Source organism: Nitrospirota bacterium (genome assembly GCA_016194305.1).
GTDB lineage: Bacteria > Nitrospirota > Nitrospiria > JACQBW01 > JACQBW01 > JACQBW01.
This window is the reverse complement of sequence record JACQBW010000025.1, coordinates 73,282-87,389: the sequence shown is the minus strand read 5'-3', so window position 1 is coordinate 87,389 and position 14,108 is coordinate 73,282. Positions and strand designations below refer to the sequence as shown.

Sequence of the window (14,108 nt, the reverse complement as noted above, 5' to 3'; positions counted from 1 at the left end):
ACAACTCCTTCATTATTTATAAGTGTCCCATTGGTGAAAAGGGAATAAAGATGGATCAAAATAAGATATTGCTTAAATAATCGGGAAAAAGTTATTTTCTTGACGATTATACACTAATGCAGTTACGATTAAAAATCATATTCGTGGAACTTTCCATCTAATCAAAGGAGATTATGCCAAAAGATTTAATTAATCCGGACCACTTTTTTGTTAAAAAATTTGGTATCGAGTCCGGTCAGCTTGAGAAAACCATGAGCAAAGCGCTTGGAAACAAGATTGACTATATGGACCTATATTTCGAATATCGGACCAATGATTCCATTTCACTTGAAGAAGGCATTATAAAAAAAGCCAATAAAAACATTAGTCAAGGGGTAGGAGTTCGAGCAACTTCGGAGGAAAAAACCGGATTTGCCTATTCGGATGAAATTTCAATTAAGAACATTGAAATCGCGGCAAATACCGCAAAGTATATTACCTCGTCCGGGGCGTTGGTACAAAAAACGGGACTGCCGGGGAGGACCCCTCTTAAGAAGAACCTTTATGCAATTCAGACGCCGATCAGCGAGATTCCTTTTAAAAACAAGATTGAAATGATGCAGAAAATGGATCAGATCGCCAGAAATTATGACCCCAGGATCAAAAAGGTCATGGTCTCCTTTTCCAGCGAACATAAGATCATTTATGTGGTCACGTCCGAAGGAATTTCGGTCGGAGATGTTCAGCCTCTTTCCCGGCTTAATATTACCTGCATTGCCGAAGAGGGAACTGAACGCCAAGTAGGAACATTTGGAGGCGGTGGAAGAAATGAGTTCTCTTATTTCATCAATGAACACCGGTATGAGCATTATGCGAAGGAAGCGGCGCGCCAGGCTATCCTGAATCTTTCTGCAGTTTCGGCCCCGGCAGGGACCATGGATGTCGTTTTAGCGCCTGGATGGCCCGGTATTCTGCTTCATGAAGCGATTGGACATGGCCTGGAAGGTGATTTTAACCGGAAGAAAACTTCGGCGTTCTCTGACAAAATCGGTCAAAAAGTGGCGTCTTCACACTGTACCATTGTCGATGACGGAACCATTCCGGGCAGGAGAGGGTCGTTGAACATCGACGACGAAGGGACCGAAACCCAGCGGACGGTTTTAATTGAAAACGGGGTCTTGAAAAGGTATTTGCAGGATAAACTCAATGCCAGGCTGATGAACATGGCACCGACTGGAAACGGCCGGAGGGAAAGCTATGCCGACATTCCCCTTCCCCGGATGACCAATACTTATATGCTCCCCGGGAAGGAGAAAAAGGAAGAGATTATTTCAAGCGTGAAACGCGGGCTCTACGCCGTCTCGTTTGGCGGTGGGCAAGTCGACATCACGAACGGGAAGTTTGTGTTTTCAGCGAGTGAGGCTTATCTCATCGAAGACGGAAAGGTTACCCGACCGGTGAAAGGCGCCACGCTCATTGGAAACGGACCGGATGTTCTGACCCGCGTTTCGATGGTGGGAGACGACCTGGAGCTTGACTCCGGAATCGGAACTTGCGGCAAGGACGGACAATCGGTTCCGGTAGGAGTCGGCCTTCCAACGATTAAAATCAACGGCTTGACCGTGGGAGGATCGGCGATATGATTGATCCTGAAATCGGAAATGAGCTATTGAAGAAGGCGAAGAAAAAAGGAGCAACGGGCGGCGATATCGTCATGGTTGAAAGTGCTTCCTTTTCAGCACAAGTACGGATGGGGAAAATAGATAAACTGAGTCAAGCCTCCGGAAAGAAACTCGGATTGCGGCTGTTCTTCGGAAACAAGACCTCCATTTCGGCGACCTCCGATCTCACTCCGCAATCTCTGGAAGCACTCTTGAAGGATACCTGTGAAATGACGCAGGCCACAGAGGAGGATCCGTTCTGCGGGTTACCGGAACCCCATGACCTGATCAAGGAAATTCCTGATCTCCGCCTGGATGATCTGGAGAGCGAGAATCTTCCGGTGGAACAGAAAATAGCGCTTGCCCGGGAGGTAGAAGCATCGGCCCTCTCATTTGATCCGAAAATTACCAATTCGGAAGGGGGAGAATTCAGCCACCATCGAAGCCACGTCTGGTATTTTAATTCCCATGGATTTCACGGAGATTTTCCTTCCGCGGGTTCTTCCCTTTCGGTCTCTCCCATTGCAGGAAAAAACGGAGAGATGCAGAGAGATTACTGGTATTCGACAAACAGACAGTTCCACCTTCTCCAAAAGCCATCTGTCGTCGGAAAAATTGCCGCCGGGCGGGCCCTTCGAAGATTGGGTGCCAAAAAGGTCAAGACCTGTGAAGTCCCGGTTGTTTTCGATCCTGAAATGGCGGGAAGCTTAATGGGAAATCTCTTTTCTGCAGTTGCCGGAAGCGCTATTTACAGAGGGGCTTCTTTTCTGGTCGACAGACTGGAATCAAGAGTGGCCTCTTCGGAAGTGACCGTAGTGGATGACGGCACTATTCCGGGTGCATTAGGGTCTAAACCGTTCGACGGAGAGGGGATGCCGGTTCGGCCTCATATCGTAGTCGAAAAGGGTAAATTAAAGAGCTACCTTCTGGATACGTATACCGCTAAAAAACTCAAAATGAAATCGACGGGAAATGCGTCGCGCTCTGTGGGAGATGCACCTTCCGTTGCCCCTTCGAATTTTTATCTTAAAGCAGGAAAAGCGTCACCGAAAGAGATTATCGCTTCAGTCAAATCAGGACTTTATGTTACGGAAATGATCGGCTTTGGCGTGAATCTGGCCACAGGCGATTTTTCGAGAGGGGCTGCGGGCCTATGGATCGAAAACGGAGAACTCACCTATCCGGTTGAAGAGATTACCATCGCAGGCAATTTGAAGGAGATGTTATTGAATATTGAAATGATTGGAAATGATCTGGATTTTAATGGTTCAATTGTTGCTCCGACCCTCAAGATTTCCAAAATGACAATCGCAGGAAACTAGTTCCAACCGGGAACGTCTCTCCAATTTTGCCTAAAATTGACGATTTCGAACTTGTCGGGCATACTTAAATCTGGAGGTATGTTCATGAATTCAAGTTCAGAAATAAAAAGGAAGTCAGCTATGAGTTTAGAAGAACTGGTCCAGTCTCTGGTCAAAGTCAACGACTCCTTTCCCAATACGGATATGGTCCAGCAGATGGTGATCACACTCACCAAACTAGTTGAAATGGATGCGGACAGGCTTGACATGAAGATCCTTGCCACGACGCTGCGGGAATTGAGATATGCCTTCAAGATCTTTGCACCGTACCGGAAAAACCGGAAAGTCAGCATATTTGGCTCCGCCCGGACCGGAGAAGAAGACCCGGATTATAAGATGGCGTTTAAAATTGGCGAAGCACTTGCCAAGAATGATTTCATGGTGATTACCGGTGCGGGAGACGGCATTATGAAAGCCGCGCAGGGTGGTGCAGGCGCAGAAAAGGGTTTTGGCGTCAATATCATGCTCCCTTTTGAACAGTCGGCCAATCTTTTTATTGAAAAAGACCCCAAACTGGTTACTTTTAAATATTTCTTTACGCGGAAACTCATTTTTATTAAAGAAACCGATGGTGTGATCCTCTTTCCCGGGGGGTTTGGCACCCACGACGAAGGATTTGAAACCCTGACCCTTCTGCAAACCGGAAAACGGGATCCATTGCCTGTCGTTCTGGTCGAAAATCCGAATCGGCCTTATTGGACAAAATGGAAGGAATTTCTTGAAAACTGTCTTCTGGACAGAGGGCTGATTTCACAAGACGATCTTCATCTTTTCAAGATCGTAACGGGGGTCGACGATGCCGTAAAGGAGATCACCTCTTTCTACAAGAATTATCATTCCCTGCAATATATTCGTGAGCAACTGGTGATCAGGGTGAATCATTCCGTGCAGAAATCCCTTTTGGGCCATCTCAATAAGGAATTTAAAGATATCATCGTGGAAGGTAACATAGAGAGAACTTCCGCTTTTCCAGAGGAAGAGATTAACTCACCGGGATTAAACGAGCTCGACCGGATCGTTTTCAAGTTTAACCGGAGACATTTCGGCCGCTTGAGGCAATTAGTCGATACGCTGAACCGATATTAACTGAAATAGTTCTTCCACCAGACCCTTCCAGCGATCGATACCTTTGTCAAGGTGGAGAGGGAGACTTTCTTCCGGTCAAGATTCCAGATATTTCTCTCTATCTCGAGTAGAAGGCGATAATAGGTATTCATCATCACGACAATGACACGTATCCCCTTATTGTGACATCGCTGGATTCCTGATTCCGCCTTTTCATAATACATTTTAGCCCGGTCTATTTCAAACTGGATCAGTTTTGCAAATTCCACATTGATGGTTTTCTTTTTCAGATCATCTTCGCTATAGTCGAACCTTCTGAAATCTTCGCCGGGAATATAAATTCTGTCCTTCTCTAGATCACTGAATAAATCTCTTAAGATATTGGTGAGTTGAAAAGCAATCCCGAGATGGATGGCCGATTCGCGAGCTTCGTCTGACCGGTCTCCAAAGATCTCCATACAAATCAGTCCGACGGCGGATGCGACCCGGTAACAGTAAAGCTTGAGTTCTTCAAAGGTGGGATAGGACCCACAGAGGATGTCCATTTCCATTCCGTTTATAATTTCTTCGAAATGGCGTTTGGAAAGGTGAAAAAGGTTAATGGCTGGATAGAGTTTTTGGGTAATCGGAGAAGTCGGGCCGCCCGAAAAAGTCCGGGAAAGCTCTACTCTCCATTCCTGGATCTTGTCGGTCTGGAGTCCGGATCGCGCGACAGTCCCACTCAGATCGATCTGATCGTCTAAATCTCTGCAATAGGCGTAAAACTGTATCAGGGCTTCTTTTTCCGGTGATGGCAGGAAAAAAAAAGCGTAATAAAAATTACTTTTCAAAGCCTTTTTGAACCTGTTTAAGATCGATTTCGCTCAGGGAATCGAAAATGTAATCGGCTTTCAGCAGTTCCTGTCTGGGATAACTGTTGGTGATGGCCAGACAGACCATTCCTGCACGATGGGCCCCTTCGATTCCTCCGACCGAATCTTCGATGACGAGCACTTCCGAAGCCTTCATCGGGGGGATTTTTCGAAGGAAGTCATTCAGGCCGCTGAGAGCTTTCAGGTAACATTCCGGATGGGGCTTGCCCTGTACCGCCTTTTCGGCTCCGATAATGATGGGAAAATGCTCCATTAAGCTGCCTCTTCCGAGAATAAATGCGATTTCTTCGTTGAGTGCGCCCGACGCAATGGCGAGAGGATAGTGAGCAGCGGTCGACTTGATAAAATCGGCTGCATCCGGGAAAAGGATATCGCGATTAGAAATGAGTCTGTTGTAATAATTACTTTTCTTCTGAATCAGTTTTGAAATGTGACCAGGCAGTACCGGCCGGCGATTCATGGCGAGGGCTGTTTGAAAGGCGTCCCGGTCGTTCAAGTGGAGGTAAAGTCGATTGTATTCCTCTCGGGGTATGGTGATCCCTTCTTCTGACATCACCCTGGCAAACAGCTCAAAATGAATCGGCTCGTCGTCGGCGATAATTCCGTTAAAGTCAAAGATGATAGCTTTCAGCATGGGGCCTACCTTAACGAAGAGTCGGCGGTCGTGTCAAGCGCCAAAGTGTTGACGTGTCACGCACGGGGAAAATTAGGCCCGAAGGTAAAAGCGTTCTCGAGTCGATCTGAAGCCGACGACAATCATTAGTCCGACTCGTTCCAGCAAGAAAGACAGGGTTTAACGGAACGCGCGGCTGCGCTTACGGTGCTCGCCGCCCTCCGCTTTTGTCGCGCCGAGACATTGAATCCATAGTTGCGGCGGCCAAAAGAGGCCCGTTTCACCCTATCTCTCCTGCTTGAATAAAACGCCGCACCTTCTACTGGATAACCGGCTTGTTGGAAAAGGGGCTGATGGCATTGGGTGAACAGGGAGATCCGCGCGGGAAACTTGCAATCATATGCCGATATAGTTAGAGGTGACGCGTTGCATGAGCGGCACCATGCAATTCAAACCGTTCAGGGAAGCCGCAAAACGGTTGCCGACTTCAGATCGACTCGAGAACCCAATGCATCAGACCCTGTTGAAAGTAGATCTCAGGAGGTTGTTAAGTCTTTTCGAACTATGCTATAAATTACACTTGATCTAAATTGGATTGTTGAGACATCATGGCACATATTATAGTACCTACGGCTGAAGCCGTTTTAGATAAAGAATACCCGGTTTTAAACAAAGGTTTTGTCCGGCTCGTCGATTACCTGGGAGGAGATGAGCGCATCGTCCAGTCGGCACGGGTTTCGTATGGAGGAGGGACGAAGACGGTTCGTGAGGACAAAGGACTGATTAATTACCTGATGAAAAACCTTCATACTTCCCCTTTTGAACAGGTGATTTTGACTTTTCACGCGAAAATGCCAATTTTTGTCGCCCGCCAGTGGATTCGCCACCGAACGGCGCGCTTAAATGAAATTTCCGGTCGTTACAGTGTCATGAAAGATGAATTCTACCTTCCCGAAAAAGAGGACATTCGATTCCAGAGTACAACCAACAAACAGGGGAGAGGGGCGGAGGTTCCGCCTGATTTGCAGGGAAGGGTGATTGAATTATTGATCAAAGACCAGGTCGCGGTTTATGCGAATTACGAAGAGATGATCGAAGACGAAATCGCCAGAGAGCTGGCCAGGATCAATCTTCCGTTGAGCCTCTATACAGAATGGTACTGGCAGATTGATCTCCATAATCTTTTTCATTTTTTGAGACTGCGAATTGACCACCACGCTCAGAAGGAGATTCGGGTCTACGGAGAAGTGATGGCCGGGATGGCCAAAGCGGTTGCGCCGATGGCCTATGAGGCATTTGAAGAACATCTCCTTCATGGCGTCCGCTTTTCAAAATCCGAGGTGACCGCTCTTCGCGAACTCCTGGCGGGCAAAGAGAATCCGCTCAAGGGGAGGGCTCTCGATGAATTCAACTCCAAACTCAATTCACCTATGGAATGATGAATTTCCGTTCCCAAATGAGAAATCCTATTCTTCCCATTCCAATTCGGGGACATACACTTCTCTGCCTTCAGGGCTTCCGGGGAGAAGGATATGACCCGATGTTTACCGCCCATATGAGCGCTATCCATCAGAGGCTGAATAACCAGCCGGCTCTCCTTGTCAAAGTAATCACCAAACCGGATACTTTTTGTCATTCCTGTCCCAACCTTTCTGAAGAGCAGGGGTGCAGACTTCACGGTGACGGGACGGAAGCGAAAATGGTTTCACAGGATCGGGAGGTGATGCAGAAATTAGGGATTCAAAGCGAAGAGACCCTATCCTGGGAAACCATCGTTCAAAAGATTGGTGAGAAAATGAAGCCTGCCATGTTGGACGAACTGTGCGGAGCGTGTCCGTGGCTCCCGCTTGGCTACTGCAAAGAAGGTCTCCTCAATCTTGATAAATGATTACCTGCAGCGTTCTCGTTGTTCGGCAATACTCACGTACTGATTCTGTACGCTCCGTTTGTCTCACTCCTGCGGCCTGCGACTCTCCCATTGAAATAGAATTACCTGAAGTCCCCGGCAAGGGACATCTGACCATTTCTCAAGATTAAGTTACTACTCTAATCGGGGAGAGGTTTCCCGCGTGTCTCCTCCGCCCAATAAAGAGTAACAATCCCCATCAAATAGACGAGCCCGATCAGACTTGCTGCTTTACCAGGTCCAAAAAGCGTTCCGAGATAGCCTTTGATAAACGGAGCGCCCGAAGCGAAAATCCTTCCGATATTGAAACAGAATCCCACCCCCGTGGCCCGGATAGACGTAGGATAAAGTTCTGGGAGGTATATCGGGAAACCACTAAAGATTCCGTTATTGAAAAATCCAAGGAGTGGAAGCAGCCATAACAGGGTCATATACTCTTTGGGAGAAAAGAAGGTGGTGGGGAGCATGACCAGGCTCCCTATACACATGAGCAGAAAGGCCCCTTTCCGGCCGATACGGTCTGCCAGAGGGCCAAAGGCAAGATACCCGATGAGAGCGCCGGCGTTGAGGCTCATGACCGCATAGCTGACATACTGGTTTACAGAAGCGGGGTCGAGGTGCTTCGAAGCCAGAAGCTGTCGAACGAGCGTTGGGGTCCAGTTGGTGGCTCCCCAAAGTCCGAATACCGCCACAAAAGCGAGAATGGATCCAATGACCGTTTTTTTTAGAAGAGAGGCCTCAAAAAGACGGAAGAATGAAAAAAACTGCAACTCTATTTCCGCGCTCCTTATTCGCTTCTCGTTAACAGCAATCCACCGGTCCGGTTCCTTAACCCGGAAGCGAATCACGAGAGTCACCAGCGCAGGGAGAATTCCAATCAAAAAGAGGCTTCTCCAGCCAAACCGGCTCATCGTGAGATTCGCCAGCGCGGCCATAAAAAAGCCGGCTGCCCAGGCCGACTGCAGTATTCCAGCTGCCTTGGCCCTTTTTTCTTCCGGCCAGGTTTCTGCGACGAGAGCTGCCCCGGCCGCCCATTCCCCCCCGATTCCGAGTGCGGTCAGAAAACGATAGATCATCAATTCCCACCAGGTGTGGGAGAGGGCAGCCATACCGGTGAAAAGAGAATAGATCAGAATCGTCACAATCAGCGTACGGGTCCTTCCGAAATAATCCGCGACGACTCCAAAAAAAACCCCTCCTGTTGCCCACCCGAGCAAGAAGAGAGAAAATATGATTCCACCGTACCAATCGATTTCTTCCGGTGAAGATCTTGCGGGCAGGAGGTCATGAAGAGCAGGCTGAAGGACCATGGCATAAAGAGTCGAGTCCATCGAATCAAAGACCCATCCGAGCCAGGCGACAGTAAGGATAAGCCACTGGTACCGGCTGACCCCCTTCCACCATTTCTCATTGACCTTGTTTTGTTTCATTTAGAACGGTTGAGAGTAGCTATAATGTTCAGGAAAGAATTTCAGGTTTGTCAAAAGGCTACATATGGAAGACCGCAGTTCCGAAGACGAGGAGGCGTACGATACAGGTACGTGGACGAGTTTGAGGAACGAGAACGTACCAGATTTGCCTTTTCACAAACCTGTTAGAAAGCGTTTTTGAAGTAGATGAGCAGGTCTCGAACAGACAGCATCCCCACAATCTTTCCATGTTCGGTGATGGCCAGATGCCGAACGCCCCGCTCGCTCATCAAATCGTTTGCCTCTTTTGGGGATCTTTTGATATCCATGGAAATGAGGGGAGAACTCATGACGGAATCGACCGGTGTTTTCAATGGATCGACCGATTCAGCCATTCCTTTTCGAACCAGATCCGTCTCGCTGACAATGCCGATGCACTCATGGCCATCTTCGATCAACAGCGATCCTATTCTTAAATTTTTCATGAGCTGAGCTGTTTCGAATAGCGTTGTTTTGCTATGAACCTTTTTGACTTCTTTGGTCATTAAAATAGAGAGTGGGAGCATCTGATAACCTCAAATTGTGGAGAAGATTCTCGATTTTATTTTATGCTAAACCTGACTTAAGAGTCAACTTGTTAAGGAAATCGGATGTCACCCCTGATACCAATCAATTGCATGATCGACTCCGGTTGATAAAAGCGATGGGATGTTTCGGTTTCGAATGCTGATCTTGAAAATCGGTATGAATCGAAATAGGCCGAAATATTCACCTGAGAACTGATTTGAATGCCTGCTATCGCATAGAGGCTGATTTCTTGACCAGGATGCAAGGGAGGATTTTTGTCAACGCAATTCGAAAATGCGGAATTGAAGAGACTCTCATTATAACAGATGTCGTTAATATGGGCGTTCTCATACGTAAATACGGGTAATTTACCTCCAATCGAAAACCAGACCTCGTTCTTGGAGGAGATTGGAATATGAAAAGACGGCCCCAGTTTCAAAAATAAGATATCGTATTCTTCAATCTGATCAGCTCCCAGGGGATCAATATTCCTCTTCCAATGATCCCAGCCGAACCTGGTTTCGATATCCAGAGTAAGGGATTTATCATGGGCTGGTCTTAGAATAAAAATCGCCTCATTTTGAATTCCAGTATATCGGGTTGTTGTGGATACGGGCTGAACGGGTGGTGAAAGAGTTTGACCCTCATAAAAAACGGAACCCAGGTAGAACTTTCCTTCATAGCCAAAAAGCAGACCTGTATTTTTATCTTGTAGCCAGTTAAATCGAAAAGCGGCACGAAGTCCAGACTCCGTCAGGAGGTTTGATCCATCGGATGCGTATTCCTTCCATATAAAATATTCTGGTCCGACCCCGACTGAAACCGCCGCATGAGCAGATTGTCCGGAAAGAAGAAGAAAAAAGATAAGAGAGGAGATGGTCCGGAAGGGCTTTGCCATATAAGAGATAGAAGTCTGCTGTTGGGAAAAGATTAATGTCCGAGGTTATATCATTAATTTCCAAAAAGGATCAACAACTAATAATAAAAAAATGGGGGCCGCATTGGGCCCCCATCCAAGTTTTCAGATTAAACGTTTCGATTTTACTGCACGAGGTTTCCTTCCGAATATTTGATCAGAGTGATATTCGGCTTCGTTGCCATTCCGGGAATAATGCCGGTACTGTCGAGCGTCGGCACTGTCGAAAGATCCGCAACGACTGCGGAAGGATCGAGCGAACCGGAATAACTACTGATCGGGTTTAGGAATTCACTGATCTGGAGCGGTTTAATCAGATAGTGTTTGGAACTATCCGTGGCATCATCGACCAGTGTCCCGTCGGGAATATTGTAGACCTTGGTCTGTAGATCCGATGTCATCACCCAGTTGGTTAATCTTAAACTGGAATAGATATCAGGAAGGCCGGACATCCAGCCGCTATACATCGGCGAAACCGTGATCGAGCCCGATGAATTGGTCACCGTAAACGATTTTATCGATATCGGATCATCCAGAAGCTTGTATTGGCTATTGGAGTCCACGAGATAGGTGAGTAAGCCATACGGATTCTGCGAGGTGGCATAATCCCAGTTGTACTGGGTTCCGTCATTGGCAATCAGGCCATAAATCCCTGTGTCCACGATGTCTCCTGGCAGAACGCCGGAAAGGCTCGGATCATTTCCGTCCACGGTGTTGTAAACCAGATTGAGGAAGCGCGGATCGCTGCTGTCGGTCACAAACGTATAGTTTGTCCCGTATCCGTTGCTCCACTGTGGCGTAAAGACCGTTCCGCTGCCGGTAAATGACATTGCATTAATCGGATTGGCAACGGTTTGCACCTCGATCTGGAATGTCGCGTTGACTCCGGTGGTCAGGACAAAATTGGTTCCCTGATTCATCAGGTAATACTGTTGGCCAGAAGCGAGCGTATAGGCCGTGTCCAAAGAATCGTCAAACGTCGGCGTCCAGGTCTGTTGATCGAACGCGGTCAGCTTTTTTTTGACCCATCCAGGGTTACCAGTCGAATAGACCGGTGCTTTATCGGTATACTCGATGTAGATGGTCCCTCCGACATTGACCCAAAGCTGGTCATTGGTGCTCGGTGTTGCGATGTTCCCGTTGCTTGTCCATCTGCCGTTAGATTGGGTCGCTCCATAAAATCCGGCTCCATTGGGTCCGGAAGATAAGTAAACGAAATTACCGCTGGTCAGTCCCAACGTTCCATAGAGAGAGATGGACTGATTTGGATTATTTGAATCGGCCTCTAAAGCAGATAAATCGGCTATTGAACTGCAATTACTTGTCCCCGGCACGGCATTGCACCAGGTTGTTCCGGTATAGATCATGGTGGTGCTCATATTGGTCCAGGTATTAACCGGAAGATTCAGAATATTGCTGATATTCGAGGCTACGAGAGTTCTTTTGGTCAACGAACCCGAAAAGTTGGAAGCCGTTGTCACGGTATAGGTCTCAGTCTGGTTGGGGCCAAGATCCATCCGGGTCAGGGGCGTATTCAAGGGAACAGATCCTCCATTTGCCCAGAGGGAATGCCGTCCCTGCCACGAGCCGTAATAAACATAACTATCGACTCCATTGACGGTATATTTTAGCGGAAAACCAAAGTTTTTAGTTTTCAGGACATCGGCGCCGGTTACGCTGTCATAAAGACCGTAGTACATGGTGACATCGGTCGTACTGGCCCTGTTTTTGAAGGAGGGGCCGGTCGTATTGGTCCCGTCAGTGGTGATGACGCCGACCGTCGTGCCGTCATAGCTGTATTTTGCGTCGACCGTGGCAGGCGTGCAGTTTTGACTTTGGCAGGTCGAGTAATCGGGGTAGGAAATCTCTCCATAACCTGAACCATTGGAGGTATTTAAGATTGCTTTGACCTCCTCCGGCGGATGGGTATTATCATGGAATTTAACAATTGCTTCGCCGGACGAACCCACCGAGGCTGACGCGGAAAAATAGCGACTTGGATTGTTGTTAAAAACAGCATTTAACGTCCAGACGCCATAATCCTGATAAGAGCCGTCTGTTTTAACCGTAGGGGAATCATAGATCTTCACCTTAACCCGGATGACGACAGGAGTTCCATCTTGTTCATCTTCGATCCAGGCTAGAACCTGATTCACAGAGTGTCCATTTTCCACAATAAGGCTTGAATCAACAATCCACGGCTGCAGCTTCTTCTGCTGTCCACCCCCTTGAGGTCCGCCTCCGCCGTTATCTTCTTTCCACGCGATCATTGATTTATACGGTCCGATTCCGAGATTCCCTGATTCGGAAAAATGGGTCTGACTCATGGCATCCAGAATTGTATTGATAATTTGAAACTGGGAAAGCACATGTTCTTCAACATGTTTGTGAGTCGTGGCGTCGCTGTAGTCAGTTCCCGGATCGGTTGCGGCCACACCCGCAAAAAGTGACCCCAGGCTGACATGTTTGGCCATATGCGATGAGGCGACACCTGTGGCATTTGTCGGAACCGGTGAAATATTAGAAGGCATGCTGAGACTAACTCCTGAGGCCGACGTTGAGCTTGAACCGCCCCCGCTGCAACCTGTAAATAAAATTCCTGCGGCAAGTGTAAATGCAAGAATGGCTGTCATTTTCTTCATGGGATATCTCCTGAAAACTGTTTGTTAATAATGATATTGCCGAATTAAACAGGAGGGGTGCAAAAAGACCTGTTTATCCAGGCGGCCCGACCGGCATTCCTTTTTTACAGGAGAAGCCTCGAAGCTTTGTGTCCCAGCCTTTCGGCTGGTTTACCTTTATCCGGAAAAACTGTTTGTGACAATTGAGTAAAGGGTAGCATGGATATGAAATTTGTCAAATCTCGACAGGTGCATTTGGAAAGGGCTTCTTGACAAAGAGCTTCACACTGTTTATCATCCCCGGACAGGAGAAATATGTTTAGAAAAATCAATACGATAGCGATTACTTTCTTTTTATTCCTCTCCCTTCTTGCCGTGCAGATTTCGGGGGCAGACTCCGCCCATTCTTCAATTAATTTCCCTGGAGTCAGACCTGTCCAGGTGATCCAATCCGGAGAACGGCTGGAGTTCTCAGTGAATTGGATGGGAATGAACGCGGGAAGTGCGATTTTGGAAGTGGGCCAAGAGGTCGAGATTGGGGCAAGCAGAGCATTTCACATCATGTCGACAGCAAGATCAAATGACTTTATCTCCCGTTTTTTTCCTGTGGAAGACCGGATCGAGACCTTTGTGGATGCGGAAAATCTTTTGCCTCTCAAATTTATGATTCATCAGAGAGAAGGGAGAAGGTTTAAAGAGCGAGAAGTCCATTACGATCAGACCAATCATAAAGTTCTTCAGCTCGAAGAGGGGAGGGAGGAGACTTTTAAAATAGAACCTAACACGCAAGATGCCCTTTCGGCCCTCTATTTTTTCCGGACGCTCGAGATGCCCGCACCGGGTGGATCGGCAATCATCAAAGTGCACGAAGGGGGAAAGAATTGGGATTTGGAAGTGAAAGTCCTGGGAAAAGAGGCGATCGATACCCCTGTCGGACAATTCAATACGGTAAAAACGTTGGTCATGGCGCGGTACGAAGGAGTCTTCATGAACAAAGGAGACATTACCGTTTGGTTTACCGATGATGATCGGCGCGTGCCGGTTCAAATGCAGAGTAAAGTGGCAATTGGAATGATCAAAGCCCTGCTCGTATCCAAAGACGACGGGAACTGAATCTTTCCAAGGTCCGAAGTTACCC

Annotated in this window: 12 protein-coding genes and 1 riboswitch; of the genes, 6 read left to right on the top strand and 6 right to left on the bottom strand. The window is 47.6% G+C overall.

Annotated elements, in window-relative coordinates; all coding sequences use genetic code 11:
- Nucleotides 1–173: 173 nt before the first annotated feature.
- The 3 genes from tldD (at nt 174) to HY200_08700 (ending at nt 4,087) form a co-directional block, all read left to right on the top strand.
- A complete protein-coding gene (tldD, locus tag HY200_08710) occupies nt 174–1,622 on the top strand; it encodes a metalloprotease TldD (protein MBI3595025.1) in 1,449 nt (482 codons plus the stop codon).
- A complete protein-coding gene (locus HY200_08705; GenBank protein MBI3595024.1) occupies nt 1,619–2,962 on the top strand; it encodes a TldD/PmbA family protein in 1,344 nt (447 codons plus the stop codon). The genes tldD and HY200_08705 overlap by 4 nt, the downstream gene beginning before the upstream one ends.
- Before the next feature lie 120 nt (nt 2,963–3,082).
- Nucleotides 3,083–4,087: a TIGR00730 family Rossman fold protein gene (locus HY200_08700; protein ID MBI3595023.1), complete on the top strand. Its 1,005-nt coding sequence runs from the start codon at nt 3,083–3,085 to the stop codon at nt 4,085–4,087.
- Here HY200_08700 and HY200_08695 read toward each other — a convergent pair.
- Together HY200_08695 and HY200_08690 are read right to left on the bottom strand one after the other, a co-directional pair.
- The gene (locus HY200_08695; protein ID MBI3595022.1) at nt 4,084–4,896 is read right to left on the bottom strand and encodes a squalene/phytoene synthase family protein; all 813 of its coding nucleotides are present in this window, start codon (nt 4,894–4,896) and stop codon (nt 4,084–4,086) included. The genes HY200_08700 and HY200_08695 overlap by 4 nt on opposite strands.
- Nucleotides 4,886–5,572, bottom strand: a complete 687-nt coding sequence (locus HY200_08690) for an HAD family phosphatase (GenBank protein MBI3595021.1) — start codon at nt 5,570–5,572, stop codon at nt 4,886–4,888. Before HY200_08690 ends, HY200_08695 begins: the two co-directional genes overlap by 11 nt.
- Nucleotides 5,573–6,159: 587 nt before the next feature.
- Here HY200_08690 and HY200_08685 point away from each other — a divergent pair.
- Both HY200_08685 and HY200_08680 read left to right on the top strand, forming a co-directional pair.
- Nucleotides 6,160–6,990: an FAD-dependent thymidylate synthase gene (locus tag HY200_08685; GenBank protein MBI3595020.1), complete on the top strand. Its 831-nt coding sequence runs from the start codon at nt 6,160–6,162 to the stop codon at nt 6,988–6,990.
- A gap of 17 nt (nt 6,991–7,007) precedes the next feature.
- Complete coding sequence (locus tag HY200_08680; protein MBI3595019.1) at nt 7,008–7,439, top strand: DUF1284 domain-containing protein; 432 nt, start codon at nt 7,008–7,010, stop codon at nt 7,437–7,439.
- A 158-nt stretch (nt 7,440–7,597) separates the two neighbouring features.
- On the opposite strand, the gene HY200_08675 is transcribed toward HY200_08680, so the two are convergent.
- The 4 genes from HY200_08675 to HY200_08660 all read right to left on the bottom strand — a co-directional run bounded on the left by HY200_08675 (nt 7,598) and on the right by HY200_08660 (nt 12,991).
- Complete coding sequence (locus tag HY200_08675; GenBank protein ID MBI3595018.1) at nt 7,598–8,887, bottom strand: MFS transporter; 1,290 nt, start codon at nt 8,885–8,887, stop codon at nt 7,598–7,600.
- Nucleotides 8,888–9,051: 164 nt separating this feature from the next.
- On the bottom strand, nt 9,052–9,432 hold the full coding sequence (locus tag HY200_08670) for a CBS domain-containing protein (GenBank protein MBI3595017.1): 381 nt from the start codon (nt 9,430–9,432) through the stop codon (nt 9,052–9,054).
- A 71-nt stretch (nt 9,433–9,503) separates the two neighbouring features.
- The gene (locus tag HY200_08665; GenBank protein ID MBI3595016.1) at nt 9,504–10,331 is read right to left on the bottom strand and encodes a hypothetical protein; all 828 of its coding nucleotides are present in this window, start codon (nt 10,329–10,331) and stop codon (nt 9,504–9,506) included.
- Nucleotides 10,332–10,474: 143 nt separating this feature from the next.
- Nucleotides 10,475–12,991: a hypothetical protein gene (locus HY200_08660; protein ID MBI3595015.1), complete on the bottom strand. Its 2,517-nt coding sequence runs from the start codon at nt 12,989–12,991 to the stop codon at nt 10,475–10,477.
- Between the two features lie 77 nt (nt 12,992–13,068).
- Nucleotides 13,069–13,156: riboswitch (cyclic di-GMP riboswitch) on the bottom strand.
- A gap of 129 nt (nt 13,157–13,285) precedes the next feature.
- Between HY200_08660 and HY200_08655 the strand changes: the two genes are divergently transcribed.
- Nucleotides 13,286–14,083, top strand: coding sequence for a DUF3108 domain-containing protein (locus tag HY200_08655; protein ID MBI3595014.1), 798 nt, complete (start codon nt 13,286–13,288; stop codon nt 14,081–14,083).
- Nucleotides 14,084–14,108: the final 25 nt, after the last annotated feature.

Bases quoted from the DNA above. Each gene is read 5' to 3' on its own strand.
- tldD (MBI3595025.1), top strand. From the start codon at position 174: ATGCCAAAAGATTTAATTAATCCGGACCACTTTTTTGTTAAAAAATTT.
- HY200_08705 (MBI3595024.1), top strand. From the start codon at position 1,619: ATGATTGATCCTGAAATCGGAAATGAGCTATTGAAGAAGGCGAAGAAA.
- HY200_08700 (MBI3595023.1), top strand. From the start codon at position 3,083: ATGAGTTTAGAAGAACTGGTCCAGTCTCTGGTCAAAGTCAACGACTCC.
- HY200_08690 (MBI3595021.1), bottom strand. From the start codon at position 5,572: ATGCTGAAAGCTATCATCTTTGACTTTAACGGAATTATCGCCGACGAC.
- HY200_08685 (MBI3595020.1), top strand. From the start codon at position 6,160: ATGGCACATATTATAGTACCTACGGCTGAAGCCGTTTTAGATAAAGAA.
- HY200_08680 (MBI3595019.1), top strand. From the start codon at position 7,008: ATGAGAAATCCTATTCTTCCCATTCCAATTCGGGGACATACACTTCTC.
- HY200_08675 (MBI3595018.1), bottom strand. From the start codon at position 8,887: ATGAAACAAAACAAGGTCAATGAGAAATGGTGGAAGGGGGTCAGCCGG.
- HY200_08670 (MBI3595017.1), bottom strand. From the start codon at position 9,432: ATGCTCCCACTCTCTATTTTAATGACCAAAGAAGTCAAAAAGGTTCAT.
- HY200_08665 (MBI3595016.1), bottom strand. From the start codon at position 10,331: ATGGCAAAGCCCTTCCGGACCATCTCCTCTCTTATCTTTTTTCTTCTT.
- HY200_08660 (MBI3595015.1), bottom strand. From the start codon at position 12,991: ATGAAGAAAATGACAGCCATTCTTGCATTTACACTTGCCGCAGGAATT.
- HY200_08655 (MBI3595014.1), top strand. From the start codon at position 13,286: ATGTTTAGAAAAATCAATACGATAGCGATTACTTTCTTTTTATTCCTC.